We start from the raw sequence: 25,632 nt of genomic DNA, 5'->3' as shown, positions 1-25,632 counted from the left end.
CTTACGTTGACTGTCATTCCCGAAATACACACAGCAGCAGGTGACGCCGGTATTCGGGCACTGGCTCGGGGGGAGGAACACGTCGGCGGCCATGACGGCGGGGCGGGGTCAGCCACCAGCACAACAGGGTAATCAGGCCCAGCAGCAAGCTGTCGGGATGATCCCAGAACTTGGTGAGTAATTGCTCCGACAGTGAACAGCGTTCGTGGTTGTCCTGGCCGCTGGTATCGTCAGTGTGAGTGACTTGCGGCTGTTCCAGGCAATAGCTCATCATACCAATGCGCTGACCCAGGCACAGAATGCCGATCAGCAGTACCAGTAAAATGGCCAGACGGCCCCGCTTCAGCCCAATACCAGCCATAGCGCCACACCCAGCATCAGGCTGCCGGCAATACGGTTCATCAGCCTGACCTTGCCCTTTTGCTGCAGCACCCGGCTCAGGGTGCGGCCGCCACTGGCGTACAGCAGCAAGCAAATAAACTCCAGTGACAGAATAATGGCCACCAGCCCGGTAAGCTGACCGGCCAGCGGGGCCTGATTGTCGATGAAAGGAGGTAACAGGGCAATAAAAAATGCCCATCCTTTCGGGTTGGCAATGGCGGTGACAAAGCCTTGGCTGACCAGGGTAAAGGCAGGAATGTGGCGGGGGCCGGTATTCAGCGGATTTAACGCCAGTTTGCCCCGGGAGCGCCATAACTGAATGCCGAGCCAGGCCAGATAAAGGCCGCCGCCATATTTAAGCAGCAAAAACAGCTGAGGGTATTGCAGCATCAGAGCAGCGACCCCCACAACGGCCAGGCAGGCGACCAGGCCGACGCCGGCCAACTCGCCCAGCATCATCCACAGGGTGCGCTTAACACCCACCGTCATGCCCAGAGATAACGCCAGGGTCATGCACATACCCGGCGTGATGGACACAAAGAAAAAGGTGGGTACAAACACCATTAAAACCGATGCGCTAATAGATCACCTGCCTGCCGACGGCACTTGGTTTATATAATCTCCGCCATTGTAGGCCAGGAGCCATATATTAAGCCAGCCTCATTCACGCGGGGTTCAATCGTTGAAACGGGGGCTGAAGACCAACCGGCCCGGCGCGATATCCATGGCGACGGGAACGTTGCTCAGCCAGCTGTAACGGCCATCATCAAGCCGGTATACCGGCTGGTTTTCAAGCACGGCGCGCACCAGCTGCATCATGCCTGCTGAGGCCGCACCCACTTCTCCCTGATAACCGAACGCGTTCACCTTGCTGTTCAGCAGGCTGAGTTCCCGGATAAAAATGGCGTTCTTTTGCCGGTCATAAACCGGCCGGCCTTCGACCTGCAGATCCAGCATGGCCGGAAAGCGTGCCACTATGGCATTGATGGCGGTTTCACCGCGAATATCAAGGCGAATTACCTGGCGGTTATCCGGACCTATGGTGAGATTGAGATCGTCGATGCGGGTTTCTACCAGTCCCTGGGTAAAGCGTGGCGCCTGTTGTTCCAGTTGAGTATAAAGCGCCTTTTCCAGCTCGCTTTCTGAAATGCTGTACTGGCTGAGGCTGGCACAGGCGCTCAGCACCAGAGCAGCAAGGGTTATAAACAGGGGTTTGAACATGGTATTACCTCTTTTTTGAGCTGTAAGCCGTCAGCTTTAAGCTGTAAGACTAGATAGTCTGTACGTGCCGGGAGCATAAGTGCAGTTAACGCGAATACATTGTCAGGCTGCTGGATCCGAAAGACAAAGTCGCAGCAATACAGACAAAATGTGTTTCTTATCGCTGACAGCTTATGGCTGACAGCTTTGGTTAACGCAACAGCCGGTCGAGCTGGTTGGCAAAGGCCTGGCGATCGGCCTGGCTGAGCGTGGGCGGGCCGCCGGTCTGTACACCACTGGCGCGCAGGGTATCCATAAAATCGCGCATGGTCAGCTTCGCGCGGATAGTGCCCTTGTCAAAGCGTTCGCCCCGGGGACTCAGTACTTCTGCCCCCTTGTCCAGGGCTTCGGCTGCCAGGGGAATATCAGCGGTAATAAGCAAATCGCCAGGCTCAAGGCGTTGTACGATTTCGTTATCAGCCACGTCAAAGCCCTTCGCAACCTGCAACTGGCGTACCTGCCTGGAGGCCGGTACGGGCAACGCATGATTGGCGACCAGCACAAGGGGCGTGCTGGTACGTTCGGCGGCGCGCAGCAGAATATCGCGGATTACTTTGGGACAGGCATCCGCATCTACCCATATTTGCATCAGTTACGCCGCCCCTGGGATTTTTTACGGTCGAGGGCATCTTTCAGTTCATGCGGATCGACCACCACGCCGGTTTCATCGGGGGTTGGGAAAACGGCGACCAGCAGTTCATCGTCGGTCATGCCGGGTACCCAGCGCTTCAGCCACACGTTCAGGCTGATGGCCTCGGGGGTGCAGTTCTGCCAGTCACCTTTGGCCCAGTCCCGGGCGTAATCGGCGTGGGGCCATACCGGAATGCAGTCTTCATCGTCGTCCGTAGTCAGCATCATGCAGCCGTGCTCGTCGGTGAGGATCCAGATTTCGTCCTGCTCACACACCCGGTTAACGAAATGATTAAAGCGCTCATTGTCGTTCAGTTGCAGCACAGTGGTCTTGTCTTGTTCGGTGAGGGGATAACTCATGCCGGTTTTCTCTATAACAGTAGGATGACAGGCATGTTCACACTAGCTCACCGGTTTTGTCCAGTCTCACCTTATCAAGGTGTTGCCAGGCCTTCTCATGAAAAAAATAAGCCACCGTATTAATCAGGGGTTCAACCAGCGCGATCAGGCCACCTACCAGCAGACTGCCTGAAAGCAGCCAGGCCACACTGAATGCCACGGTAAAGTGCACCAGTGCGAAGGTCAGGGTTTTGTTCATGGTGGGCTCCTGGGTCTTGAATAGGGTTACATTTAAATGATAACCATTCCTAAATGTGGTGCTAATTGTTCTTTTTTATCAGTTTCATCGGTGTTTTCTTTTAAATGAACGGGACTGAGGCGCAATAGGGCGTTTACAGCCGGTCCCTGCTCGGGATAGATTGAAAAGCAGATTGTTAAATTCGAGCCAGGGTGCTCACCAGTAGAATAAGCAGGGTTGCTCATGCATTTTCAGACCGACGATATCCGCATTAATGAAATCAAAGAACTGTTACCGCCGGTGGCGGTGCTGGAGAAATATCCGGCCACCGATACTGCCTCGGCGACGGTATTTGAATCCCGCGAGGCCATTCACCGTATTCTTGCCGGGCAGGACGATCGTCTGCTGGTCGTGGTCGGGCCCTGCTCTATCCATAACACTCAGGCGGCCATTGAGTATGGTCAGCGGCTGAAGGTCCTGCGTGAACGCTATGCGGATACGCTTGAAGTGGTGATGCGGGTCTATTTTGAAAAACCACGCACCACCGTTGGCTGGAAAGGGCTGATCAATGATCCCTATCTCGACAACAGCTTCCAGATCAATGACGGCTTGCGCATCGGCCGCAAGTTGCTGCTGGATCTGAACGACATGGGCATGCCCACTGCCAGCGAGTTCCTCGACATGATCACGCCGCAATATCTGGCAGACTTGATGAGCTGGGGAGCAATTGGTGCCCGTACTACCGAGTCACAGGTGCATCGTGAACTGGCTTCCGGGTTGTCGTGTCCGGTCGGCTTCAAGAACGGTACCGACGGCACCATCAAGGTGGCAGCCGATGCCATTGGTGCTGCCAGTGCCTCGCACCACTTTTTGTCCGTCACCAAATATGGCCACTCGGCGATCGTTTCTACCGCCGGTAATCCGGACTGCCACATCATTCTGCGCGGCGGCAAGGAGCCGAATTACAGTGCGGCTCATGTGGCTGCGGTATGTGAAGGGCTGAAGAAAGCCGGTCTGGCGCAAAAGCTGATGATCGATTTCAGCCATGCCAACAGCAGCAAACAATATCAGCGCCAGATGGTGGTGGCGGAAGATGTATGCAGCCAGCTCGCTGCCGGTCAGCAGGCCATCATGGGGGTAATGGTAGAAAGCCACCTGGTGGAAGGGCGTCAGGATCTGCAGGACGATGGTGAGCTGACTTACGGTCAGAGCATTACCGACGCCTGTATCGGCTGGGAAGACACCGAGCGGATGCTGGCACAGCTGGCCGAGGCCGTGGCTGCCCGACGGCAGGCGTGAGCCAGGCACAAAAAAAGGAGCCGCAAGGCTCCTTTTTTAATGGGGAAGGCTTACTTCACTTCCACGCCTTGTGCCTGAAGATCGGCATGGTAGGACGAGCGCACAAAGGGGCCGCAGGCGGCATGGGTAAAACCGATGCTGTCGGCAACGTCTTTCAGCTCATCGAACTCGGCGGGCGGCACATAGCGCTTCACCGGCAGATGGTGACGGCTGGGCTGCAGATACTGGCCCAGCGTCAGCATGGTGACATTGTGCTCGCGCAGATCCTTGAGCACTTCCACGATTTCTTCATTGGTTTCGCCAAGGCCCATCATCAGACCGGACTTGGTGGCTACCTGTGGGTGTATTTCTTTAAAGCGGCGCAGCAGCTCCAGTGACCACTTATAGTCGGCTCCGGGGCGGGCTACCCGGTACAGGCGTGGCGCGGTTTCCAGGTTGTGGTTGAACACATCCGGCGGCGTATCCTTGAGGATCTCCAGCGCGGTGTCCATACGGCCACGAAAATCCGGGGTCAGAATTTCAATTTTGGTATTCGGGCTTTGCTCGCGAATGGCCTTGATACAGTCGGCAAAGTGCTGGGCACCGCCATCGCGCAGATCGTCCCGGTCTACCGAGGTAATCACCACATATTTCAGGCCCAGTTCCCTGATGGTTTTGGCCAGTTTGGCGGGCTCTTCCGGATCAACCGGCAGCGGGCGGCCATGGGCTACATCGCAGAAGGGGCAGCGGCGAGTACAGATGGCACCCAGGATCATAAAGGTGGCGGTGCCGTGGTTAAAGCATTCTGCCAGGTTGGGGCAGGATGCTTCTTCACATACCGAGTGCAGGTTGTTCTCGCGCATGATGTTTTTGAGACCCTGTATGCGCTGGTTACTGGGAGGAAGCTTGATCTTCATCCACTCCGGCTTGCGCAGCACTTCTTCTTCTTGCTCTGGCATGAACTTGACCGGGATCAGGGCCATTTTGTCGGCGTCGCGCAGTTTTACGCCGGGTTCGACGCGTACGGGTTTACTCATAATGATACTTTCTCTGTGGTGTAATAGAGATGTTGATAGCCCAGCCGGCTGGCCAGCAGGGGCACCAGGCGGGACTGGGCTTCGTCGAGGGTCTGAGGGCCACCCAAGGTGCTGCATTGGGTCATAGCCATACCGGCATAACCACAAGGGTTAATGCGCAGAAACGGGCTCAGATCCATGTTGACGTTCAGCGCCAGGCCGTGAAAGGAGCAGCCCCGCCGAACCCGCAGGCCAAGAGAAGCAACCTTGCTGTCGCCCACGTAAACGCCCGGTGCATCGGGTTTGGCATAGGCCTCGACGTTATATTCTTTCAGCAATGCAACAATGGATTCTTCCATGGCCGTCACCAGGTTGCGTACGCCGAGTTTTTTGCGGCGAACATCAAGCAGCAGATAAAGCACCAGCTGACCGGGACCATGGTAGGTGACCTGACCACCTCGGTCTGCCTGAACCACCGGAATATCACCGGCGTTCAGTACGTGTTCGGCCTTGCCTGCCTGCCCCTGGGTAAACACCGGAAGGTGCTCAACCAGCCAGAATTCATCACCGGTACTTTGATCGCGCATGTCGGTGAAATTCTGCATTGTATGCCAGACATGCTCGTAAGACGCCAGTCCCCAGTTGCGGATGGTGAGTTTGTCCTGCTGCATGAAGTGTCCTCAGAGCACGTATTTAACCAGCTCGATATTGCCAAGCTCAGTATAAAGCAGTTCAACGTGTTCTTTGCTCTGCACCATGACATTCACGCTGACAGAATGGTAATTGCCCTTGCTGCTGGGACGCACCTTGGGACTGTAGTCGCCGGGGGCGTGCTGCTGCAGCACTTCCACGACCAGATCGGGCAGGCGCTCATCGGCCAGGCCCAGAATCTTGAATGGAAAACGGCAGGGAAACTCAAGCAACTCATCAAATTTGGTATTCATGGCAACCTTTGAAACAGCAGTATTCAATTGGGAATGGTGTAAATTTTCACAACCCATGTCGCATTTCTAACATAAAAACGGTTAATCCGAAACCGGCAACTTCCAGGTGGGGGAAATCAGGCAGGGAAGGGGCCGGTACAGCTCGGCCCCTGAGTTCATGTTATTTGAACAGACCCTGGATCAGCAGGGTAATGTAATCAATAAGACGGCTGAACAGGCCACCCTGTTCAATGTCTTCAAGGGCGACCAGAGGAACGGTGGCCACTTCTTTGTCACCCAGTTTCAGATGCAGGGTACCTACCTGTTCGTCCTTCGCCAGCGGTGCCTTCAGCGCCTGATCCAGGGTGAAGTCGGCCTGCAGGTTCTGGGCCTGGCCGCGGGGTATAGTGACCGCGACCGGCTTGTTCACGCCCAGCGCGACGGTGTTTTTGTCACCCATCCATATTTGCTGATCCACCAGTTTGCTACCCGCTTCATAGGGAGTCAGCGTCTGGTAAAAGCGGAAACCATAGGTCAGCAGCTTTTTGCTTTCAGCCGACCGGGTACGCTCACTCTCGGCACCCATGATGACGGCAATCAGGCGCATCTCGTCTTTGGTGGCTGACGATACCAGGTTATAGCCTACGGCATTGACGTGGCCGGTTTTAATTCCGTCCACGCTCAGGGACTGATCCCACAGCAGGGAGTTACGGTTGTGCTGAGTGATGCCATTGTAGGTAAATGATTTCTCGGCATAGATGGCATACTCCTCGGGCACATCGCGGATCAGCGCCTGACCCAGCTTGGCCATGTCCCGGGCGGTGGTGTACATCTCATCGCTGTGCAGGCCATGAGGTGTCACAAAGTGGCTGTCATTCATGCCAAGGCGGGCCGCCCAGGAGTTCATCAGGTCGGCAAAAGAATTGACGCTGCCGGCCAGGTGCTCGGCGATCGCGACGGAGGCGTCGTTGCCGGACTGAATAATAATGCCCCGGTTAAGGTCATCAACGCTGACTTCCTTGCCAACTTCGAGAAACATGACCGAAGAGCCGGGAAAGTTCTGGGCCCAGGCGGCTTCACTGATCGTCACCATGTCATCTCGTTTGACTTTGCCCTCTTCCAGGGCCTGACCCAGTACGTAGGAAGTGAGCATTTTGGTCAGACTGGCCGGCGGCAGCTTCTGATCGGCATTTTCTGCCACCAGTACCTGGCCGCTGGCATAGTCCATCAGGACATAGGCCTTGGCGGCAATGGCCGGGGGTTCGGGGATCATGGAAATGGTGTTTTGTGCCTGTGCGGCAAAAGACATCAGGCCGGCAATGGCAAGAGTAGGCAGAGTATTGACCGTACGCATAAGGTAAATCAGACCTTTTGTTTAAATAATGAATGGCGTTGATTGCCGTTTTAAGATGAAAATCGGGTTATTTAGTTCAGGAGGTATGCCTGTTCAAATCCTTCAGCAACCAAACGGGCAAGAATATTGTCTGTCTGGGTGGCTGGAATGGGTCCCATCTGCAGACGATACCATTCGGAACGCTGTTCTACCCGTGCCGGGAAACCATACTCTTTGCTCAGACGGGCGGCAAGCGCTCTTGCCTTGTCGCCGGAACGGGTGGCCAGCAACTGAATATGGCGGCCGGCGGCCTTGTCAGCCTGGCGCGCTTCTGCTTTGGTGGGGACTGTTTTGATCAGCTCTACTTTCACAGGCGCCGTGCCCTTGCCCAGCATGCCGAGTTTCCAGGCCGCGGCATAAGACAGATCGATAATGCGGCCACCGTGAAAGGGCCCGCGGTCATTCACCCGCACAATGACCTGCTTGCCGTTGTCGGTGTTGGTCACCTTTACAAAAGACGGTAACGGCAGGTTCTTGTGAGCTGCTGTCATGGTATACATGTCATATACCTCACCGTTTGAGGTGTGATAGCCGTGGAACTTGGCACCATACCAGGATGCCATGCCTTCATCCCGGTAGTTTTCCACGTCACGCCATACTTCATAGTCCTGGCCCCAGACATTGTAGTTTTTGTTGCCCTGACGACTGTATGGCTCAAAACGGGGCTTCGCATCCTTGACGTGAGACATGTCTGGCATTTCTCCCGGAGCCTTGTCCTGGCGCAGAGAGTAACGGCCGCCGGCAGTTTCCCGGTCGTAACTGTCGTCCTGCGCCTGCTCGGAAGGTTCGGGAGCATCGGGCTGGCTGCTGCAGGCTGCCAGCACCAGTGCAGCAGCCAGAGGCAGCAGCAGTCTTGTCCGCAGAAGGTTAGCGTTGTTGTTCATAGGCCTGCCTGATCTCTTCACTCAATTGATACACCGCCATGGCATAGAGCGGGCTGCGATTATAACGGGTAATTACATAAAAGTTATGGCGTACCACCCAATATTCGGGGCCGTCTGCACCGTCGAGTTTCACTAATTTAACCGGTGTGTCTGCTGCGAGCTCATCCTCGGTGGTTATGCCTGCCGCGGCCAGCTCGGCCCAGCTGTGCTTCAGTTCCAGAGCGGAAGAGACCAGGGCATCGGCCGCGTCGGTGTCGGCGACACTGGCCTTGTGAACAACGGGATCACCAAACTGCCATTTGTGCTCATGAAAATAATTGGCCACGCTGCCGATGGCGTCGGTGGCTTCAAACAGGTTGATATGGCCGTCGTCGTTAAAGTCCACCGCATAATGCCGGTAGCTGGAGGAGATAAACTGACCCATGCCCATGGCGCCGGCATAAGAGCCTTTCTGTTCATCCAGAGACCATTCCTGCTGCTCGGCCAGTTTCAGATAATGGCCCAGTTCGGAACGGAAAAAGGTACCCCGGGGCGGGTAGTGAAAACCCAGGGTGTAGAGTGCGTCGAGTACTTTGTGTGTTCCCATATGGGAGCCGTAGTAGGTCTCCACCCCGATAATGGCAGCGATAATCTGGGCCGGTACCTGCAGTTCCTGCTCGGCCCGGGCCAGCAGTGCTTCATGTTCCTTCCAGAACGCTACACCCTGCTCAATGCGTTTATCGGTGAGAAAAATAGGGCGGTAATCGTGCCAGGGCTTGGCCTCGGCGGGACGGGTCATGGCATCGATAATGGATTGCTGATAGGTCGCTCCGGCAATGGCCTGATTCAGCGCGTCCTGACTCAGCTCAAATTTACCGGCCAGCTCCTCCAGCCATTGCTGCTGCTCGGTGACGGTCGGAGCCGCCGACACAGACGTTGATAACCACACTGCCGCTGAAAGAAGAGCGAGGCGCATTGCTTGGTTCCTTGTTTGTTATTTTGCCAACAGGCGTTTGTGAGTACATACGGACATGAGAATGCCAAATCCGGCCATCAGTGTCACCATGGAGGTACCGCCATAACTGATAAGTGGCAGCGGAACCCCCACGACCGGCAGGAGGCCGCTGACCATGCCGATATTCACGAAGACATACACGAAAAAGGTGAGCGTCACTGCGCCGGCCAGCAACCGGGGGAAGGCGCCCTGAGCTTGCACCGAAATCTGCAGGCCACGGCCGATCACAAACAGATATAACAGGATCAGCAGCGTGACTCCCACCAAGCCGAACTCTTCAGCCAGGACGGCAAAAATAAAGTCGGTATGGCGCTCGGGTAAAAACTCCAGCTGAGACTGAGTGCCGTGCAGCCAGCCCTTGCCCCAAATGCCCCCGGAACCAATGGCAATCTTTGACTGAATAATATGATATCCGGCACCCAGCGGGTCGCTTTCGGGGTTCAGCAGAGTCAGCACCCGTCGTTTCTGATAATCGTGCATCAGGAAATACCAGAGTGCCGGTAAAAAGGCCGCCATTCCGGCCAGTGCCAGCAGGATTAGACGCCAGGGCAGACCGGCAAGAAAGATCACAAACAAGCCCGATGCGGCCACCAGCAGAGAGGTACCCAGATCAGGCTGTTTGGCTATCAGCAGGGTTGGCACCAGCACCAGAGCAAACGCCACGCCCACATGCAGCAGGCTGGGAGGTAGAGGATAACGGCTGATATAGGCGGCGATGGTGATGGGCATGGCCAGTTTTAAGGCTTCCGAAGGCTGAAAGCGAAAGGAACCTACCTCCAGCCAACGCTGAGCCCCTTTACCGACATCCCCCACAACCAGTACCAGCACCAGCAAAATGACCCCGGCAATAAAGACCGGTGGTGCCCAGCGGGCATAAAAACCCGGAGGAAACTGAGCCAGCACCACCATAACGGTAAGGGATAAGCCAATGTGCATGCACTGACGGGTAACCGTATGCAGATCCTCACCGCTGGCGGAGTAAAGGATAACCAGGCTTGAGCACAGCAAGAGCAGCACACCGGCCAGCAGTGGCCAGTCCAGATGCAGGCGTTCCCCCAGGGTGCGACGGTGCTTATTCATGGGCGATGACTTCCTCATCGGTAGTGGAGGTATCGGGCAGCAGGAAGGCGTCCAGCATGGCCCTGGCCAGAGGGGCGGCCTGAGAGCTGCCGCCGCCGGCGTTCTCCAGTACCACCGAGACCACGGCTTCCGGGTTGTCATAGGGCGCAAACCCGATAAACAGGGCATTGTCGCGCAGGTGTTCGCGCAGGCTTTTGTGGTCGTATTGCTGGTTTTCCGCCAGGCTGAACACCTGGGCGGTACCTGATTTGCCCCCGGCGACATAGGGTGTCTTGGCAAAGGCGCGGCGTGCCGTGCCTTCCTTGCCGTTGATGACGCGCCACATGCCGGTAAGGGCCACGTTCCAGTGATTATCCTGCTTCAGGGTGATTGGCTCACCGTGGCTGATCGGCATCTCGACCTTTTTATTATTGATAACAATGGCGTTCAGCAGACGTGGATGTACGGTATCGCCATGATCCACCATGATGGAGGTGGCCCGGGCCAGTTGCAGTGGTGTCGCCGTCCAGTAACCCTGGCCGATGCCGACGGAAATGGTATCGCCCTGATACCAGGGCTGCTTGTGGCGGCGTTGTTTCCAGTCCCGGGATGGCATGGTGCCGGTCGCTTCTTCGTGCAGATCGATACCCGAGTTCTGCCCAAAGCCAAAGCGGGTCATGTAATCATTCATGGTATCAATGCCGAGCCGGTAGGCGATGTCATAAAAGAAAGTATCGGCAGAAATTTCAATGGCCCTGTAGACGTCCATCCAGCCATGGCCCCAGCGTCGCCAGTCGCGGAATTTACGCTTGGTGTTGGGGATCTGGAAATAGGGTCCGCCAAAAAAGCGGGTTGAGGGGGTGATGGCCCCTTCATTCAGAGCCATGATCGACAGCATGGGTTTCACCGTGGAAGCGGGCGCATAAATGCCCTGGCTGGCACGGTTGATCAGCGGCCGATCGGGGTTTTGCAGCAGCGCTTTGTAGTCGGGGCTGCTGATGCCGTGTACAAACAGGTTGGGATCATAGCTGGGGTTGGATACCAGTGCGCGTACCTGGCCATCTTCAGGCGTCATCATCACAATGGCCCCCCGTTTTTCCGCCAGCAATGTCTGGGCCTGTTGCTGCAGTCGGATATCCAGGTTCAGGTAAATATCGCTGCCTGGCACCGGCGGCTCATAGCGCAGGGTGCGGATCACCCGGCCGCGGTTGTTGACTTCGACTTCCTGAAAGCCGGCATGGCCATGCAGCAAGTCTTCGTAATAGCGCTCAACCCCCAGCTTGCCGATATCCCTGGTGGCGGCGTAGTTGGCCAGCTTGTTGTCTTCCTTCAGCCGCTCTACGTCCCGGTCGTTAATTTTGGCCATGTAGCCCAGCACGTGGGTCAACGTATCCCGGTAGGGGTAAAAGCGCTTCAGGTAAGCCTCAATGGAGGCTCCGGGGAATTTGTGCTGGTTAATGCTGAAGCGGGCTACCTGGTCCTCATCCAGGCGACTGACCAGTACCACCGGGTTAAAACGGCGGTTACGCTGCACATCATGAAAGAAGCGTTCTTTCAGTGCCGGATCCAGGTTCAGCAGGACTATCAGCTCATCGACTGTGGCTTCCAGGTCGGCGGACTTTTCCGGTGTGATTTCCAGGCTGTAAATAGGCCGGTTTTCTGCCAGCAGTACGCCATTCCGGTCGTAAATCAGCCCCCGGGTAGGAGCGATAGGCACTACCTTGATGCGGTTGTCGTTGGAGCGGGTCTGGTAGCTCTGATGCTCATTGACCTGCAGGTGATAAAGATTGGTAAACAATCCCGCCATCAGCAAGACAATGGCGATAAACGACACCAGGGTACGCCGCCAGTGCAGAGAAGACTCGGCGACATGGTCGCGCATTTTTACCCGGGATCTGGCCACGGTTTACTCCCGGTGGTACGGATGGTTGTTGTTGATGCTCCAGGCTCGGTAGAGGCTTTCCGCAGCCAAAACCCTTACCAGGGGGTGTGGCAAGGTCAGGGGTGAAAGCGACCAGCTTTGCTCGGCGGCCGCTTTACAGGCCGGTGCCAGTCCTTCCGGACCGCCAATCAGGATGGCGACATCGCGGCCATCCTGTTGCCAGCGAGTCAGTTGCTCTGCCAGTTGCTCCGTGGTCCAGGGCTTGCCGGGAATATCCAGAGTCACAATGCGGGCCGATTTGTTGATGGCGGCCAGCATCTGTTCGCCTTCTTTATGCAGAATGCGGTCAATATCGGCATTTTTGCCTCGCTTACCGGCGGTAATCTCGATCAGTTCCAGCGGCATATCCCGGGGAAAGCGACGCTGATATTCCTGAAAGCCTGTGGTTACCCAGGCCGGCATTTTTGTGCCGACCGCCACCAACTGCAGCTTCATCCGGCCATGGCTCCGACGGTGTTGCCACCCCAGAGTTTTTCCAGCTGATAAAAGTCGCGGGTTTCTTCCTGCATCACGTGCACAATGGCATCGCCCAGATCAACCAGCACCCATTCACCGGCATCCTGGCCCTCAATACCCAGCAGGCTCAGACCGGCATGCTTGGCCTCGGTAGCCAGGTGATCGGCAATGGAATTGACGTGGCGGCTGGAGTTGCCGGAACAGATAATCATGCAGTCGGTGATGGTGGATTTATCGGTGACATCCAGTACCCGAATGTCACGGGCCTTTAGATCATCCAGTTTGTCGACGATGAAGTCGTACATTTCTTTGTCTTGCAAGAGCGAATTCTCCTTAATGAAATAACCGTAAATTATACCATGCTGCCGCTATAGAGTCCTTGTTGTCGAATATAGTTCGCCACCGCATCCGGCAATAAATATTGCGGATTGTTCCCACGCCGGATGTAATCCCGTATCTGGGTGGACGATACCTCAAGCTCGGGGTTATCGAGCAGAAAGATATGGCCGCCGGAAACCAGGTGCAGGGCTTCTCTGTCTTGTGTGCCATGGTTGTTATACAGAGCGGCCAGGGTGGGGTTCAGTTCGGGCGTCCAGCCCGGGCGGTGGCTGACCACCAGGTGGGCGTAGTCAAGCAGTTCCTGCCAACGGTGCCATTTATCCAGACTGCACAAGGAGTCCATGCCCATAATAAAACACAGTGGCCGAGAGGGGCCCAACTCGGCACGCAGCTCAATCAGGGTGTCTACCGTATAGGAGGGAGTGATTCGGTTAAGCTCCCGTTGGTCCACTGTCAGCCCCGGTGTTGCCGCCGCCGCCAGCCGGGTCATTGCCAGACGGTGCTCCGGAGCGCTGTCGGGGGTGGCGCGGTGAGGAGGAATATGATTGGGCATCAGTCTGACTTCACTCAGGCCCAGTTGCTCTCTGGCCTGAATGGCGGTGCGCAAATGAGCAATATGAATGGGGTCAAAGGTTCCCCCCAGTAATCCGATGGGTGCAGTCATGGCAATATTACGGGTTCTTTATCGTCGAGAAAACCAACGCACAGGGCTTGCAGCCAGCGCCAGGCGTTGTCGTCATCAAAGGTAGCCACGGCGGCATCGGCGGCAGCCAGCATGCGGGATAACGCGGCTATTTTAGGCCCCCGCAGCCGGTTTAAGGCGGCCTGCATCAATGGCTGTCGGCTGGACCACACATGCAGCTTGCCGGCGGCCAGCTGAAAGGACTGGCCGTCTGCCATGGCGGCCTGAAGCTGTTGCAGGGTGTTAAGCTCTTTGCTCAGCAGGTAGCACAGCATGCCTGCTTCAATCCCTTCCTGGCGTAATTGCTGCAGGATGCGGCAGCCTCGTTTTACCTTGCCTTGTAACAGCGGATCCAGCAGTTGAAAGGGATTGAAATGATAATGGGGTTGAACCTGTTGTTGTAGCTCTGCCAGGGTCAGTGGCTGGGGCAAATCAAGCAGCGCCAGTTTTTCGATCTCGCCGGCAGCGGCCAGCAGGTTGCCTTCAAAGGCCAGTGTCAGCCAGTGAAGGGCATCAGGCTCGGCGGACAGCTGATGACGGCGCAGACGCAGCTCCAGCCAGCGGGCCAGATGGCGGGCGTCAGGGGTAAATACCGGTACCACCGGCCCGGCTTCTGCCAGTGCCTTGTACCAGGCGGTTTTCTGCTGTTGCTGATTCAGGCGGGGGCCACTTATCAGTAACAGCAGATCAGCATGGCACTGTTGCAGCAGCTCTCTGAGCCGGTCAGACGCGGTTCTGTCCAGTTTCTCCGGTAGTACCAGCTCGATGATCTGCCGGCTGCTGAATAAACTCAGGCTCTGGCTGGCATCGAAAATGGAATCCCAGTCAAGGCCCTCGTCGGCGTCGAACTTGTGGCGTTCATCAAAACCTTGTGCCCGGGCAGCCCGGCGTAGTTCATCCAGCGCTTCCTGCTTGAGTAAAGGTTCGTCACCATAAACGAAATAGCAGGGCGCCAGCCCTGCTTTTATGTGTTTGCCCAGTTGTTCGGGATAAAGACGCATCAGAACGACAGACGGCTCAGTTGCCGCACAATCTGTTCGGCGGCTTCATGTTCCATCTGCTCGCGCAGTTGTTGTTGTTCCCGGCTGGACGCCAGTGCCTGAGCCGACTTGTCGAGAAAGCTGCGGTTAAAGGCCACGTTAAATACCTGGCGCGGCTCATCGGGCATGTCCAGGGTAAAACGAGTGCCAAATCGCATGGCGTATTCCAGCGCATCGCCTGATGGTTTAACCGAGGCAGTGGTGTTGCCCTGAGCGACCCCGGTAATGGTCAGGACGGGAGTGTCGCCATCGTTTTCAACCAGCACTACATCGGCTCGCAGCAGACGGGCCGACACCAGTCGGTAAAACTGGGTTTTATCATCCCCGTTCAGTACCAGTCGCTGCAGCTCCGGCGGCAGATTCTCACCACCCCGCAACTGAAAGCCACAACCGGCCAGTATCAGGGTCAGTGACAACAGTACGATGGCCTTGATTCGAGAGAGCATAACTACTCCTTAAAAACAGCGTTAAGCCATAAGCCGAAACAGATGAAAGCGCCGTGCCGGTTCTGGGACCGTCACGGCGCTTTCATGGTCGTCACCTCCGCGCAGGCGGGGTGACGACCATGGCGGTTAGTTCGCCACGATATTCAGCAGCTTGCCAGGCACATAGATAACCTTGCGCACCGTCTTACCGTCAAGATGGCGAGCCACGTTTTCATCGGCCTTGCCAGCAGCTTCTACGGCATCCTTATCGGCATTGGCTGGCACGGTGATCTTGCCACGCACCTTGCCGTTTACCTGTACGACGACCAGCTTCTCGTCTTCCACCAGGGCATCAGCATCAACCTCTGGCCAGGCGGCGTGATCGATATCCTTGTGGCCCAGGGCGCGCCACAGCTCAAAGCAGGTGTGGGGCACAATCGGGTGCAGCATCACCACCACGGCTTCCAGCGCTTCCTGCAGCAGGGCGCGGTTCTGGTCATCGCTCATGTCCACTTTTGCCAGATGGTTAAGCAGCTCCATAATGGCGGCTATGGCGGTGTTGAAGGTCTGTCGGCGGCCGATGTCATCGCTCACCTTGCTGATGGTTTTGTGTACTTCCCGGCGCAGGGTCTTCTGGGCGGCATTAAGGCTGGCCAAGTCCGGTGCAGGTGCAGTGCCGTGGGATTGGTGCTCAAATACCAGCTTCCATACCCTCTTGAGGAAACGCTGGGCACCTTCCACACCGGAGTCGGACCACTCCAGTGTCATGTCGGCGGGAGAAGCAAACATCATAAACAGGCGCACGGTATCGGCACCGTACTTGTCGACCATGACCTGGGGATCGATACCGTTGTTCTTGGACTTGGACATCTTGGTCATGCCGGTGTGCACAAGCTTGCGCCCTTTGGCGTCCACGGCTTTTTTGATCCGGCCTTTTTCGTCCCGTTCAACGGTCACGTCCAGCGGGCTTACCCAGACCCGGCCACCTTTGTCGTCGTTATAATAGAAGGCATCGGCCAGAACCATGCCCTGACACAGCAGACGCTTGAACGGCTCGTCAGATTCGACCAGTCCGGTGTCACGCAGCAGCTTGTGGAAGAAACGGGCGTACAGCAGGTGCATACAGGCGTGTTCGATGCCGCCGATGTACTGATCCACCGGCAGCCAGTAGTTGGCCTTTTCTACATCAAGCATGCCCTGGTCGTAGTTCGGGCTGCAGTAGCGGGCATAATACCAGGATGACTCCATAAAGGTGTCGAAGGTGTCGGTTTCACGCAGGGCCGGCTGGCCGTTATAAGTGGTTTTGGCCCATTCCGGATCGGCCTTGATCGGGCTCTGAATGCCATCCATCACCACGTCTTCCGGCAGCACTACCGGCAGAGTGTCTTCGGGGGCTCCGACCACGGAGCCGTCTTCCAGGTTGAGCATGGGAATGGGTGCACCCCAGTAGCGCTGGCGGCTTACGCCCCAGTCACGCAGGCGGAAGTTCACGGTTTTATTGCCGAGGCCTTTCTTTTCCAGAGTGGCGGCAATGGCGTCAAACGCCTGCTCAAAGTTCATGTCGTTAAATTCACCGGAGTCAAAAAGCACTCCTTTTTCGGTGTAAGCGTCGTTGCTTACATCCAGCTCGCTGCCATCGGCGGGCTTGATCACCGGAACGATGTCGAGGCCATATTTGCCGGCGAACTCATAGTCGCGCTGATCGTGGGCGGGTACTGCCATCACGGCGCCGGAGCCGTAGTCCATCAGCACAAAGTTGGCGACCCACACCGGGACCTGCTTGCCGGTCAGCGGGTGTACTGCCATCAGGCCGGTGGCCATGCCTTTTTTCTCCATGGTGGCCATCTCGGCTTCGGCGACCTTGTTGTGTTTGCAGTCGTCGATAAAGGCAGCCAGCTCCGGATTGTTTTCGGCGGCTTTAGCGGCCAGCGGGTGGCCGGCTGCAATTCCTACATAGGTCACGCCAAACAGGGTGTCCGGACGGGTGGTGTAAACCTCAAAGCTGTCGTCGCTGCCGGCCACATCAAAGCGCAGGGTCACACCTTCACTGCGACCAATCCAGTTGCGCTGCATGGTTTTCACCTGCTCGGGCCAGCCTTCCAGCTCATCGATATCGCGCAGCAGCTCGTCGGCGTAGTCGGTGATCTTGATAAACCACTGAGGAATTTCTTTTTGCTCAACCGGGGTGTCGCAGCGCCAGCAACAACCGTCATCGACCTGTTCGTTGGCGAGCACGGTTTCATCGTTGGGGCACCAGTTAACGGAAGAGGTCTTTTTGTATACCAGACCTTTTTCATACAGCTTGGTGAAAAACCATTGTTCCCAGCGGTAATATTCCGGGGTGCAGGTAGCCAGCTCACGGTTCCAGTCGTAACCAAAACCCAATCGCTTGAGCTGGTTTTTCATGTAGTCGATGTTTTCGTAGGTCCAGGGGGCCGGAGCCGTCTTGTTGTTGATGGCGGCGTTTTCGGCGGGCAGACCAAAGGCGTCCCAACCAATGGGCTGGAGCACGTTTTTGCCCTGAAGTCGTTGATAGCGGGAAATAACGTCGCCTATGGTGTAGTTACGGACGTGCCCCATATGTAGCTGACCAGAAGGGTAGGGGAACATTGACAGGCAATAAAACTTGTCTTTGCCGGCTTGTTCTGTGGCCTTGAAGGTCTGCTGTTCGTCCCAGTGACGTTGCACCTGGGGTTCGATATTCTGGGGGTTGTATTGCTCTTGCATTATGACGTCCGGCTCCGTAAATGAGTGGTAACACCAGCGATAAATCGGCATAGAATACCTTAGGGGGTAGCCGGCAACAATAGCACGGCCCCGGCACTGACTGTGAGGACACTGTCATGAGCGAGAAAGAAGATAAGCATAAAAAAGGGTACGACGCCTTTGTAGAAGAGCTGCAGCGCCAGTGGGAAATGGCTGAAAACACCACGCTGCGTGAGGCGGTGGAAAAAACCCAGGCTTATATGGAAGCCGCCGGCGACCTGACCAAGGATGAACTGGCACTGATTGCCGAATACGTAAAACGGGATCTTGCTGCGTTTGGCGAGGAAAAAGGCAGTTTTAGAGATAGTCTGTTTTACCGGCGTATCAGTGAAACCGTATGGGGCTGGCTGTCAGGAATGACCGATAAAAGTCAGCTGGAATGGCAGGAGCTGGGCGAAGATCTGGCTCACCATGGTGAATATCAGGCCGGCGAAGTCGTGGGTCCCGGTCTTTACGACTGTGCCCTGTGTGCTCATCGTCATGAAGTTACCCACCCTGAGGTGTTGAGCACCTGTCTGGAGTGTAACCACCATACCTTTATTCGCCATCCGCTCACGCCCTGAACAGAGACGAGCCACTTCTTTCCGTGGCGGTGATGAGCGTTGTCAGGCTTGCCGCCCGGAAAGTCCGGCCGGGGGCCGGAACCGGATTATTTAAATAGTTGTCGTTGTGCCATGGCCAGCCGGGTTTCCGGCTGGCGGCAGCGCAGCGCGATCAGCAGACTGAGGACCAGTACCCCCAGCAAAGGGCCGTTGCCAAAACGGGCATAAGGGGTCAGGCCACTCATGCCAATGACCTCCGTGGTCAGTACCCCCTGTTCAAATTGTGGCAGGCTGGCGCTGATACGGCCCTTTTCATCAGTGACCAGCGTGACGCCGTTATTGGTGGCCCTTATCATGGGCCTGCCCAGCTCCAGCGCGCGCATGCGGGCAATTTGCTGATGTTGCCAGGGGCCAATGGAGCGGCCAAACCAGGTGTCGTTGGAGACGGTGAGCAGGAAGTCGGTATCCGGTTTCATGTTGTCGCGTACCAGTCCGGGAAAAGCAACTTCATAGCAGATGGCCACACTCATATTCTGTCCGGCGGCGTGCAGGTCGGGCTGGCCGGCCTCACCCCGGGAAAAAGACGACATGGGCAGGTTAAAAAAGGGGGCCAGCGGTCGCAGCAGATTACCAAAGGGTACAAACTCGCCGATGGGGACCAGTTGTTGCTTGTAGTAACGGTTGCTCTGGCCGGTCTGGTATTGGCCACTGCCAAGACCGAGGACGGCGTTATAAACTTCGCCGTCCTCGGGGCGTGATACCAGGCCGGTAATCAGGCTCTGGCCTCGCTCAAACATGAGCTGATCCACCTGTTTCAGCCAGGGGGCGAGTTGCTGCTCCGAGGCTGGCAGCGCCGACTCGGGCCAGATCACCACATCGGCATTTACTGCCGGGCGGGTCAGATCCAGGTAACGCTTCAGGCTCAGCTCCAGCTGGCCCGGAATCCATTTTAATGACTGTTCGATATTGCCCTGTATCAGTGCCACCCGTAAGAGCTGAGTGGGGGAGACCCACTGCAGTTGCTGGCTGGCCACGCTGAGAACCCAGAGCAGGCTGGCAAAGAGGGCTGCACGCCAGCGCCGTTCGCGCCCCAGCCACCACAGTACGGCAGCAGTAAAGGTTAGCAGCCAGCTGATCCCCTGCACCCCAAACACCGGTGCCAGGCCCGCCAGCGGGCCATCGAGCTGAGAATAGCCAAACCACAACCAGGGAAAGCCGGTGAGCACCCAACCCCGCAGCCAGTCGGCAGCAATCAGCAATACCGGCAGTACCCACAACAGCCGGGCCCGGGGAGAGGCCACCAGACGGTGTGACAGCCAGAGTGCCAGCGAGGTATAAAGACTGAGATAGGCAGCGAGTAATGCCACCAGCACAAAGGCAACCGGCAGCGGCAGGCCGCCGAATATCGTCATGCTGTTGTGGATCCACCACAGGCCGGGCAGATAGAGACCCAGACTCCAGACAAAACCACGACGGGCCGCGCTGGCGGGCGAACAGTGATGCGTCAGGGCGAACAGGCCGGTCAGTGACACCAGGGCCAGAGGCCAGAAGTCAAAGGGGCTGAAGGCCAGAACGCCAAGGGCCCCGCAAAGCAGGGCCCCGAATATTGGCAGCAGTTTAAGCACTTATACCGGTTCCGAAGAGGAGGTTTCCTGATTGTCCGGTATCTTAACCTGTAATTGCAGCAGACGTCGACGGTCGGCATGAGCGACCTTGAATACAAACCCACCCAGTTCCAGCTGTTCGCCCTTGCCGGGCAGGTGACCAAAGGCATGCATGACCAGGCCCCCCACGGTGTCGGCTTCTTCGTCGCTGAAATCGGTATTGAAGAAATCGTTGAAGTCTTCAATGTCGGTGAGCGCCGCGACCGAGAACACCCGTTTGCTGATCTGACGGATTTCGGCGCTTTCTTCAGCGTCGAACTCATCTTCAATATCGCCGACAATAAGCTCGAGAATATCCTCAATGGTGACCAGGCCGGAAACACCGCCGAACTCATCCACCACAATGGCCATGTGATAGCGTTCTTCGCGAAATTCCTTCAGCAGTTTGTCGAGGCGCTTGCTCTCGGGCACCACGACCGCCGGGCGTAATATCTTATCGATGGAAAAGTCTTCTGCGGTCAGGCCAAAGCCGTAAGGCAGCAGATCCTTGGCCAGCAGAATGCCTTCGATATGATCCTTGTCTTCATTCACCACCGGAAAGCGGGAATGCGTCGATTCGATAATCATGGGCAGGAAGCTGGAAACCGGTTGGGACTTCTCCACCGTTACCATCTGGGAGCGGGGTATCATAATGTCACGAACCCTGAGCTCGCTGACTTCCAGTACGCCTTCAATCATGTCTTTGGTGTCCTGATCGATAAGATCCCGTTCACCTGCGTCCATGATCACTTCAACCAGTTCTTCCCGGTTCTTCGGTTCGCCCTGAAACATCTGGCCCAGTCGTTCAAGCCAGTTTTTCTTTGCGGACGAACCGTTGTCTGAGTGTGAATTGTCGTCGCTCACTTGTTAACCTTCGTCGTCTTGATAGGGGTTATCCATGCCCAGCCGGGCCAGAATACGGATCTCTCTGGCTTCCATGATGTCGGCTTCATCATCCTTAATATGGTCAAACCCGAGTAAATGCAAGCAACCATGTACCACCATATGGGCCCAATGGGACTGCAAGGGCTTGTTTTGCTCGGCTGCTTCCCGCTCCACGACCTGACGACAGATCACCAGATCGCCAAGTAGCGGCAGCTCCACGCCGGGGGGCGCTTCAAAGGGAAACGACAGCACGTTGGTGGGTTTGTCCTTGCCGCGGTAGTCCCGATTAAGCTCCTGGCTTTCGGCCTCATCCACCAGGCGTACGGTCACTTCGGTTTCATCGCGTTCACCGTCAAGGGCCGCGGCAAGCCAGGTTTCAATATCCTGTTCTGCCGGCAGGCCGGGGGCCTCATCACAGGCGATTTGCAGATCCAGCCACAGGGTCATGATTGCGACTCTCCATGGAGGGGCTTGTTGCTCTCCTGTTGACGTTTCTGTGCGTCATCAAAGGCCTCATAGGCACGTACAATGCGGGCCACTACCGGGTGACGGACCACGTCTTCGGCACGGAAGAAGTTAAACGACAGTCCTTCGACGCCGCTCAGTACCTCAATGGCATGGCGCAGACCGGAGCGTGCATTGCGTGGCAGGTCAATCTGAGTGATATCGCCGGTGATCACGGCCTTGGAATTAAAGCCGATACGGGTAAGGAACATTTTCATCTGCTCCACCGTGGTGTTCTGGCTTTCATCCAGGATCACAAAGGCGTCATTCAGGGTGCGGCCACGCATATAGGCCAGCGGGGCCACTTCAATCACATTGCGCTCAATCAGCTTCTCCACCCGCTCAAAGCCCAGCATTTCAAACAGGGCGTCGTAAAGCGGACGCAGATAAGGATCCACCTTCTGGCTCAGGTCACCGGGCAGAAAACCGAGCTTTTCGCCCGCTTCCACTGCCGGGCGGGTGAGCAGAATGCGGCGTATTTCCTGACGCTCCAGCGCGTCGACCGCCGCCGCCACCGCCAGGTAGGTTTTACCGGTACCGGCCGGGCCAATACCAAAGGTGATGTCGTGGCTGAGAATATGGGCCACATAGTGCGCCTGATTCGGGCTGCGGGGCTTTATCAGACCCCGCTTGGTCTTGATCACCACTTCCTTGCCGTAGCGATAGCCGCTGCTGGCTTCTTCCTCGTCGTCCTGTTCCAGTACCTGGCTTTCCTTGATGGCCAGATGAATGTGCTCCGGCGTAATATCGGGCACAGGCTGTCCCTTGATCGACTGGGTTTCCACATAGAGGCGGGTGATGATGTCGTTGGCTACCCGGGCCAGACGTTCCGGGCCGACAATCTGAAAATGCTCATCACGGTGATTGATTTCCACCCCCAGACGACGTTCCAGCTGTTTGACGTTGTCGTCAAAGGGGCCGCACAGGCTGGCCAGGCGTTGGCCGTCGGCGGGTTGCAGTTCAAGATCCAGATGAGTGACGTTGGCTGTCAAGGTAACTCCTGTTGCCAAAAAAGCTCTAAGCTGTAAGCCGTAAGCTTGACGCTAAAACAAACACACTCCTGCTGGAGTGCTATCGGTAGTCTGATGACATCACCGGGTTTGTCCATCATCATAACTGAATATGATGATATGGTCTGGACAAAGCCCGGTGATGGCAGTCAATACTGTCTGCCTTACCGCTTAAGCCGATAGCTTACGGCTGCTGTTAAGGGGTGAAGGTTGCCACACCGGTGTTGTCGGGCACGCCATCGGGACGGCGGGCCAGAATGCTCTGGGGAGACACTTGGGTTCGCAGATCCATGCCGTCTTCACCGTGCAGGAATTTACCCCGCAGGCTGTGAGGCATCACTTCGGTGATCTCCACATCAGCAAAGCCGCCAATCAGGCTGTGCGGGCCTTCAAAGTTTACCACCCGGTTGTTTTCGGTGCGGCCACGCAGTTCCATGGGGTTCAGCTTGGACGGGCCTTCTACCAGGATACGCTGGGTGGAGCCGAGCATCTGCCGGCTGATCAGCTGAGCCTGGTTATTAATGGTGCTCTGCAAGCGATACAGCCGCTCTTTTTTCTCATCCATCGAGATATCATCGGGCAGATCGGCGGCCGGGGTACCGGGGCGCGGGCTGTAAATAAAGCTGAAGCTCATATCAAAGCCCACGTCCTCAATGAGTTTCATGGTCTTTTCAAAGTCGTCTGCCTCTTCACCGGGGAAGCCCACAATAAAGTCGGAGCTGATGGTGATATCGGGGCGAGCAGCCCGCAGCCGGCGGATCTTGGACTTGTACTCAAGGGCAGTGTGCGGGCGCTTCATCAGGGTAAGAATGCGATCCGAACCACTTTGCACCGGCAGATGCAGGAAGCTGACCACCTCCGGGGTGTCCTTGTACACCTCGATAATGTCGTCGGTGAACTCAATGGGATGGCTGGTGGTGTAGCGGATACGGTCGATACCGTCGATGGCGGCGACCAGCCGCAGCAGTTCGGCAAAAGTGCAGATTTCACCATCAAAGGTGTCGCCCCGGTAGGCGTTCACGTTCTGGCCGAGCAGGTTGACTTCCCGTACACCCTGTTCGGCAAGCTGGGCAATTTCATAGAGAACATCGTCCAGCGGGCGGCTGACTTCCTCGCCGCGGGTATAAGGCACCACGCAGAAGGAGCAATATTTGGAACAGCCTTCCATGATGGAGACAAAGGCAGTTGCGCCTTCAGCTTTGGGCTCGGGCAGATTGTCGAACTTTTCGATTTCGGGAAACTCGACATCCACTTGGGCACCGCGTCCTTCCAGCACGGATTTGATCATGGTTGGCAGCCGGTGCAGGGTTTGCGGGCCGAATACAATGTCCACAAAAGGTGCGCGGGCGCGAATGGCGTCCCCTTCCTGAGAGGCCACACAGCCACCCACGCCAATCACCAGCTTGGGGTTGGCTTCTTTAAGCGGACGCCAGCGCCCGAGCTGATGAAAGACCTTCTCCTGGGCCTTCTCGCGAATGGAGCAGGTGTTAAGCAACAGTACATCGGCTTGATCTGCTTCTTCGGTAAGCTGGTAGCCGTGGCTGGCATCCAGCAGATCGGCCATCTTGGATGAATCGTATTCGTTCATCTGACAGCCCCAGGTTTTGATATGAAGTTTTTTGCTCATGGCGCTCTAGTTAGTGCTATGGGTCGTGCATTTTGGACCGCGCATTCTACTCTTTTCTCCCTTGAGTGGCCAGATAATATCCAGCCACAAAGCCGGGAGGAATATGCGAATTGTCCCCGGCGAAAGAAGGGGAATTGGGGTAGAATGGCCGAAAAATCCGGAGGTTGGATAATGCAAGAGTGTGATATTGCTATCGTGGGTGGTGGTATGGTGGGAGCATTGGCGGCAGCCATGCTGGCCCCTGCCGGGTTGACTATCCGAGTGCTGGAAAGCCGGCAGCCTGCTGAGTTTTCACCCGAGCAACTCCATGACCTGCGTATTTCCTCCATCAGTGCCGCGTCGGTGCGACTTCTGCAGCAGGCCGGAGCCTGGGACGCCATCATGCAGATGCGTGCCTGGTCCTATCAGCGGCTGGAAGCCAGCGAGTGGCAGGGCTTTGCCACCCGCTTCAGTGCCGACGAACTGGACTGTGAGTATCTGGGCTACATGGTGGAAAACCGCATTATTCAGCTTGGTCTGTGGCAGGTGCTGGCGTTGTGGCATAACGTGACCATCGACTGTCCGCAGATGCTGGACAGGCTTGAACAAAACGCGAAAGGCGCACTGCTTACGCTGGGAGATGGTTCTCAGTTGCAGGCAAGGTTAGTGCTGGCCTGCGACGGTGCAGAATCCCGGGTACGGCAGATGGCCGGGATTGGCGTCACCGCATGGGACTATGATCAGCAATGTATGCTGATTAGCGTACAGGGAGAGCAGCTGGAGCAGGACATTACCTGGCAGCAATTTTGCTCATCAGGCCCCCGAGCTCTGCTGCCGCTGGGTAATGGCAGGGCATCGCTGGTCTGGTACGACAGCCAGGCGCGTATTGCGCAGCTGGCGGCCATGAGCAACCAGGAGCTGAATGCCGCAGTGGCGGCGCATTTTCCGCCGCGCCTTGGGCCGGTGACCGTGCTTGGCAAGGGCCACTTTCCCCTGCGCCGGCGTCATGCCAATCAGTATGTAAAAGGCTGTGTGGTGTTGCTGGGGGATGCCGCGCACACCATTAACCCGCTGGCAGGGCAGGGGGTTAACCTCGGATTCAAGGATGTTGCAGCCATCAGTGAGCTTGTTCATCAGGCGGTGGAGCAGGGTGAAGACATCGCCGCTCCCGATATGCTCAGGCGCTTTGAACGCCAGCGTAGGCCTGACAACCTGCTGATGCAGGGAGCCATGGATGTATTTTATCAGGCCTTCAGCAATGAATTGCCGCCGCTCAGGCTGCTGCGTAATCTTGGCCTTAAGGCTGCTGAGCACAGTGGCCCGCTGAAAAAACAGGTAATGAAATACGCCATGGGGCTGTAGGCCAGATAGTGGCCTTGTTTATATGTGGTCATCTC

General features: G+C 56.6%; 29 protein-coding genes. 3 read left to right on the top strand and 26 right to left on the bottom strand.

Features of this window, described 5'->3' with window-relative positions:
• Window positions 1–13 precede the first annotated feature (13 nt).
• The 7 genes from B6S09_RS01800 to B6S09_RS18270 all read right to left on the bottom strand — a co-directional run bounded on the left by B6S09_RS01800 (window position 14) and on the right by B6S09_RS18270 (window position 3,093).
• Entirely contained in the window at window positions 14–361 is a 348-nt protein-coding gene (locus tag B6S09_RS01800; RefSeq protein ID WP_094276778.1) for a hypothetical protein, read from the bottom strand.
• Window positions 343–945 carry a LysE family translocator gene (locus B6S09_RS01795; protein ID WP_094276777.1) on the bottom strand — a complete coding sequence of 201 codons (603 nt, stop codon included), beginning with the start codon at window positions 943–945 and terminating at the stop codon, window positions 343–345. Before B6S09_RS01795 ends, B6S09_RS01800 begins: the two co-directional genes overlap by 19 nt.
• 111 nt (window positions 946–1,056) lie before the next feature.
• A complete protein-coding gene (locus B6S09_RS01790) occupies window positions 1,057–1,602 on the bottom strand; it encodes a YceB family lipoprotein (RefSeq protein WP_094276776.1) in 546 nt (181 codons plus the stop codon).
• 190 nt (window positions 1,603–1,792) lie between these two features.
• Window positions 1,793–2,230 carry a YaiI/YqxD family protein gene (locus B6S09_RS01785; protein ID WP_094276775.1) on the bottom strand — a complete coding sequence of 146 codons (438 nt, stop codon included), beginning with the start codon at window positions 2,228–2,230 and terminating at the stop codon, window positions 1,793–1,795.
• The gene (locus B6S09_RS01780; RefSeq protein WP_094276774.1) at window positions 2,230–2,631 is read right to left on the bottom strand and encodes a DUF2750 domain-containing protein; all 402 of its coding nucleotides are present in this window, start codon (window positions 2,629–2,631) and stop codon (window positions 2,230–2,232) included. Before B6S09_RS01780 ends, B6S09_RS01785 begins: the two co-directional genes overlap by 1 nt.
• A 37-nt stretch (window positions 2,632–2,668) precedes the next feature.
• Complete coding sequence (locus B6S09_RS01775; protein ID WP_094276773.1) at window positions 2,669–2,869, bottom strand: DUF2061 domain-containing protein; 201 nt, start codon at window positions 2,867–2,869, stop codon at window positions 2,669–2,671.
• Window positions 2,870–2,901: 32 nt separating this feature from the next.
• The gene (locus tag B6S09_RS18270; protein WP_134113943.1) at window positions 2,902–3,093 is read right to left on the bottom strand and encodes a hypothetical protein; all 192 of its coding nucleotides are present in this window, start codon (window positions 3,091–3,093) and stop codon (window positions 2,902–2,904) included.
• Here B6S09_RS18270 and aroG point away from each other — a divergent pair.
• Window positions 3,092–4,147, top strand: a complete 1,056-nt coding sequence (aroG, locus tag B6S09_RS01770; RefSeq protein WP_094276772.1) for a 3-deoxy-7-phosphoheptulonate synthase AroG — start codon at window positions 3,092–3,094, stop codon at window positions 4,145–4,147. The genes B6S09_RS18270 and aroG overlap by 2 nt on opposite strands.
• Before the next feature lie 50 nt (window positions 4,148–4,197).
• Here the strand turns inward: aroG and lipA are convergent, their stop codons facing one another.
• The 14 genes from lipA to leuS all read right to left on the bottom strand — a co-directional run bounded on the left by lipA (window position 4,198) and on the right by leuS (window position 18,006).
• Window positions 4,198–5,163, bottom strand: coding sequence for a lipoyl synthase (gene lipA / locus B6S09_RS01765; protein ID WP_094276771.1), 966 nt, complete (start codon window positions 5,161–5,163; stop codon window positions 4,198–4,200).
• On the bottom strand, window positions 5,160–5,813 hold the full coding sequence (gene lipB / locus B6S09_RS01760) for a lipoyl(octanoyl) transferase LipB (RefSeq protein WP_094276770.1): 654 nt from the start codon (window positions 5,811–5,813) through the stop codon (window positions 5,160–5,162). Before lipB ends, lipA begins: the two co-directional genes overlap by 4 nt.
• Window positions 5,814–5,822: 9 nt before the next feature.
• Complete coding sequence (gene ybeD, locus B6S09_RS01755) at window positions 5,823–6,086, bottom strand: DUF493 family protein YbeD (protein ID WP_094276769.1); 264 nt, start codon at window positions 6,084–6,086, stop codon at window positions 5,823–5,825.
• A 160-nt stretch (window positions 6,087–6,246) separates the two neighbouring features.
• Complete coding sequence (locus B6S09_RS01750) at window positions 6,247–7,419, bottom strand: D-alanyl-D-alanine carboxypeptidase family protein (protein WP_094276768.1); 1,173 nt, start codon at window positions 7,417–7,419, stop codon at window positions 6,247–6,249.
• Window positions 7,420–7,490: 71 nt separating this feature from the next.
• On the bottom strand, window positions 7,491–8,342 hold the full coding sequence (locus B6S09_RS01745; RefSeq protein WP_094276767.1) for a septal ring lytic transglycosylase RlpA family protein: 852 nt from the start codon (window positions 8,340–8,342) through the stop codon (window positions 7,491–7,493).
• Window positions 8,326–9,297, bottom strand: coding sequence for a lytic murein transglycosylase B (mltB, locus tag B6S09_RS01740; protein ID WP_094276766.1), 972 nt, complete (start codon window positions 9,295–9,297; stop codon window positions 8,326–8,328). Before mltB ends, B6S09_RS01745 begins: the two co-directional genes overlap by 17 nt.
• Before the next feature lie 18 nt (window positions 9,298–9,315).
• Window positions 9,316–10,416 carry a rod shape-determining protein RodA gene (gene rodA / locus B6S09_RS01735; protein WP_094276765.1) on the bottom strand — a complete coding sequence of 367 codons (1,101 nt, stop codon included), beginning with the start codon at window positions 10,414–10,416 and terminating at the stop codon, window positions 9,316–9,318.
• On the bottom strand, window positions 10,409–12,298 hold the full coding sequence (gene mrdA / locus B6S09_RS01730; RefSeq protein ID WP_094276764.1) for a penicillin-binding protein 2: 1,890 nt from the start codon (window positions 12,296–12,298) through the stop codon (window positions 10,409–10,411). The genes rodA and mrdA overlap by 8 nt, the downstream gene beginning before the upstream one ends.
• A 3-nt stretch (window positions 12,299–12,301) precedes the next feature.
• Window positions 12,302–12,772 carry a 23S rRNA (pseudouridine(1915)-N(3))-methyltransferase RlmH gene (rlmH, locus tag B6S09_RS01725; RefSeq protein WP_094276763.1) on the bottom strand — a complete coding sequence of 157 codons (471 nt, stop codon included), beginning with the start codon at window positions 12,770–12,772 and terminating at the stop codon, window positions 12,302–12,304.
• Complete coding sequence (rsfS, locus tag B6S09_RS01720) at window positions 12,769–13,098, bottom strand: ribosome silencing factor (RefSeq protein WP_417605379.1); 330 nt, start codon at window positions 13,096–13,098, stop codon at window positions 12,769–12,771. Before rsfS ends, rlmH begins: the two co-directional genes overlap by 4 nt.
• Window positions 13,099–13,145: 47 nt before the next feature.
• Complete coding sequence (gene nadD / locus B6S09_RS01715; RefSeq protein WP_094276761.1) at window positions 13,146–13,796, bottom strand: nicotinate-nucleotide adenylyltransferase; 651 nt, start codon at window positions 13,794–13,796, stop codon at window positions 13,146–13,148.
• Window positions 13,793–14,815 (bottom strand): DNA polymerase III subunit delta, encoded by a 1,023-nt coding sequence (gene holA, locus B6S09_RS01710; RefSeq protein WP_094276760.1) that lies wholly within the window; start codon window positions 14,813–14,815, stop codon window positions 13,793–13,795. The genes nadD and holA overlap by 4 nt, the downstream gene beginning before the upstream one ends.
• On the bottom strand, window positions 14,815–15,300 hold the full coding sequence (locus B6S09_RS01705) for an LPS-assembly lipoprotein LptE (RefSeq protein WP_094276759.1): 486 nt from the start codon (window positions 15,298–15,300) through the stop codon (window positions 14,815–14,817). Before B6S09_RS01705 ends, holA begins: the two co-directional genes overlap by 1 nt.
• Window positions 15,301–15,426: 126 nt before the next feature.
• Window positions 15,427–18,006 carry a leucine--tRNA ligase gene (leuS, locus tag B6S09_RS01700; RefSeq protein WP_094276758.1) on the bottom strand — a complete coding sequence of 860 codons (2,580 nt, stop codon included), beginning with the start codon at window positions 18,004–18,006 and terminating at the stop codon, window positions 15,427–15,429.
• A 116-nt stretch (window positions 18,007–18,122) separates the two neighbouring features.
• Between leuS and B6S09_RS01695 the strand changes: the two genes are divergently transcribed.
• Window positions 18,123–18,608: a zinc ribbon-containing protein gene (locus B6S09_RS01695; protein WP_094276757.1), complete on the top strand. Its 486-nt coding sequence runs from the start codon at window positions 18,123–18,125 to the stop codon at window positions 18,606–18,608.
• Window positions 18,609–18,694: 86 nt separating this feature from the next.
• Here B6S09_RS01695 and lnt read toward each other — a convergent pair whose 3' ends face one another.
• The 5 genes from lnt to miaB all read right to left on the bottom strand — a co-directional run bounded on the left by lnt (window position 18,695) and on the right by miaB (window position 24,256).
• Window positions 18,695–20,212: an apolipoprotein N-acyltransferase gene (lnt, locus tag B6S09_RS01690; protein ID WP_094276756.1), complete on the bottom strand. Its 1,518-nt coding sequence runs from the start codon at window positions 20,210–20,212 to the stop codon at window positions 18,695–18,697.
• Window positions 20,213–21,094 carry a CNNM family magnesium/cobalt transport protein CorC gene (corC, locus tag B6S09_RS01685; RefSeq protein ID WP_094276755.1) on the bottom strand — a complete coding sequence of 294 codons (882 nt, stop codon included), beginning with the start codon at window positions 21,092–21,094 and terminating at the stop codon, window positions 20,213–20,215.
• A 3-nt stretch (window positions 21,095–21,097) separates the two neighbouring features.
• Complete coding sequence (ybeY, locus tag B6S09_RS01680) at window positions 21,098–21,562, bottom strand: rRNA maturation RNase YbeY (RefSeq protein ID WP_094276754.1); 465 nt, start codon at window positions 21,560–21,562, stop codon at window positions 21,098–21,100.
• Window positions 21,559–22,611 carry a PhoH family protein gene (locus B6S09_RS01675; protein ID WP_094276753.1) on the bottom strand — a complete coding sequence of 351 codons (1,053 nt, stop codon included), beginning with the start codon at window positions 22,609–22,611 and terminating at the stop codon, window positions 21,559–21,561. Before B6S09_RS01675 ends, ybeY begins: the two co-directional genes overlap by 4 nt.
• Window positions 22,612–22,825: 214 nt before the next feature.
• Window positions 22,826–24,256 (bottom strand): tRNA (N6-isopentenyl adenosine(37)-C2)-methylthiotransferase MiaB, encoded by a 1,431-nt coding sequence (gene miaB, locus B6S09_RS01670; protein ID WP_094276752.1) that lies wholly within the window; start codon window positions 24,254–24,256, stop codon window positions 22,826–22,828.
• A 171-nt stretch (window positions 24,257–24,427) separates the two neighbouring features.
• Between miaB and B6S09_RS01665 the strand changes: the two genes are divergently transcribed.
• Window positions 24,428–25,597 (top strand): FAD-dependent monooxygenase, encoded by a 1,170-nt coding sequence (locus tag B6S09_RS01665; protein WP_094276751.1) that lies wholly within the window; start codon window positions 24,428–24,430, stop codon window positions 25,595–25,597.
• Window positions 25,598–25,632: the final 35 nt, after the last annotated feature.

Source organism: Oceanimonas baumannii (assembly GCF_002245495.1).
Classification (GTDB): Bacteria; Pseudomonadota; Gammaproteobacteria; order Enterobacterales; family Aeromonadaceae; genus Oceanimonas; species Oceanimonas baumannii.
This window is presented reverse-complemented; position numbering and strand designations above follow the sequence as displayed.

Coding starts and splice junctions, on each gene's coding strand:
- rsfS (WP_417605379.1), bottom strand. CDS start 13,098: ATGTACGACTTCATCGTCGACAAACTGGATGATCTAAAGGCCCGTGAC.
- nadD (WP_094276761.1), bottom strand. CDS start 13,796: ATGACTGCACCCATCGGATTACTGGGGGGAACCTTTGACCCCATTCAT.
- miaB (WP_094276752.1), bottom strand. CDS start 24,256: ATGAGCAAAAAACTTCATATCAAAACCTGGGGCTGTCAGATGAACGAA.
- B6S09_RS18270 (WP_134113943.1), bottom strand. CDS start 3,093: ATGAGCAACCCTGCTTATTCTACTGGTGAGCACCCTGGCTCGAATTTA.
- B6S09_RS01750 (WP_094276768.1), bottom strand. CDS start 7,419: ATGCGTACGGTCAATACTCTGCCTACTCTTGCCATTGCCGGCCTGATG.
- ybeD (WP_094276769.1), bottom strand. CDS start 6,086: ATGAATACCAAATTTGATGAGTTGCTTGAGTTTCCCTGCCGTTTTCCA.
- B6S09_RS01790 (WP_094276776.1), bottom strand. CDS start 1,602: ATGTTCAAACCCCTGTTTATAACCCTTGCTGCTCTGGTGCTGAGCGCC.
- B6S09_RS01785 (WP_094276775.1), bottom strand. CDS start 2,230: ATGCAAATATGGGTAGATGCGGATGCCTGTCCCAAAGTAATCCGCGAT.
- leuS (WP_094276758.1), bottom strand. CDS start 18,006: ATGCAAGAGCAATACAACCCCCAGAATATCGAACCCCAGGTGCAACGT.
- lipB (WP_094276770.1), bottom strand. CDS start 5,813: ATGCAGCAGGACAAACTCACCATCCGCAACTGGGGACTGGCGTCTTAC.
- B6S09_RS01795 (WP_094276777.1), bottom strand. CDS start 945: ATGGTGTTTGTACCCACCTTTTTCTTTGTGTCCATCACGCCGGGTATG.
- rodA (WP_094276765.1), bottom strand. CDS start 10,416: ATGAATAAGCACCGTCGCACCCTGGGGGAACGCCTGCATCTGGACTGG.
- B6S09_RS01745 (WP_094276767.1), bottom strand. CDS start 8,342: ATGAACAACAACGCTAACCTTCTGCGGACAAGACTGCTGCTGCCTCTG.
- B6S09_RS01705 (WP_094276759.1), bottom strand. CDS start 15,300: ATGCTCTCTCGAATCAAGGCCATCGTACTGTTGTCACTGACCCTGATA.
- rlmH (WP_094276763.1), bottom strand. CDS start 12,772: ATGAAGCTGCAGTTGGTGGCGGTCGGCACAAAAATGCCGGCCTGGGTA.
- lipA (WP_094276771.1), bottom strand. CDS start 5,163: ATGAGTAAACCCGTACGCGTCGAACCCGGCGTAAAACTGCGCGACGCC.
- holA (WP_094276760.1), bottom strand. CDS start 14,815: ATGCGTCTTTATCCCGAACAACTGGGCAAACACATAAAAGCAGGGCTG.
- B6S09_RS01800 (WP_094276778.1), bottom strand. CDS start 361: ATGGCTGGTATTGGGCTGAAGCGGGGCCGTCTGGCCATTTTACTGGTA.
- B6S09_RS01780 (WP_094276774.1), bottom strand. CDS start 2,631: ATGAGTTATCCCCTCACCGAACAAGACAAGACCACTGTGCTGCAACTG.
- ybeY (WP_094276754.1), bottom strand. CDS start 21,562: ATGACCCTGTGGCTGGATCTGCAAATCGCCTGTGATGAGGCCCCCGGC.
- B6S09_RS01695 (WP_094276757.1), top strand. CDS start 18,123: ATGAGCGAGAAAGAAGATAAGCATAAAAAAGGGTACGACGCCTTTGTA.
- B6S09_RS01775 (WP_094276773.1), bottom strand. CDS start 2,869: ATGAACAAAACCCTGACCTTCGCACTGGTGCACTTTACCGTGGCATTC.
- aroG (WP_094276772.1), top strand. CDS start 3,092: ATGCATTTTCAGACCGACGATATCCGCATTAATGAAATCAAAGAACTG.
- B6S09_RS01665 (WP_094276751.1), top strand. CDS start 24,428: ATGCAAGAGTGTGATATTGCTATCGTGGGTGGTGGTATGGTGGGAGCA.
- mltB (WP_094276766.1), bottom strand. CDS start 9,297: ATGCGCCTCGCTCTTCTTTCAGCGGCAGTGTGGTTATCAACGTCTGTG.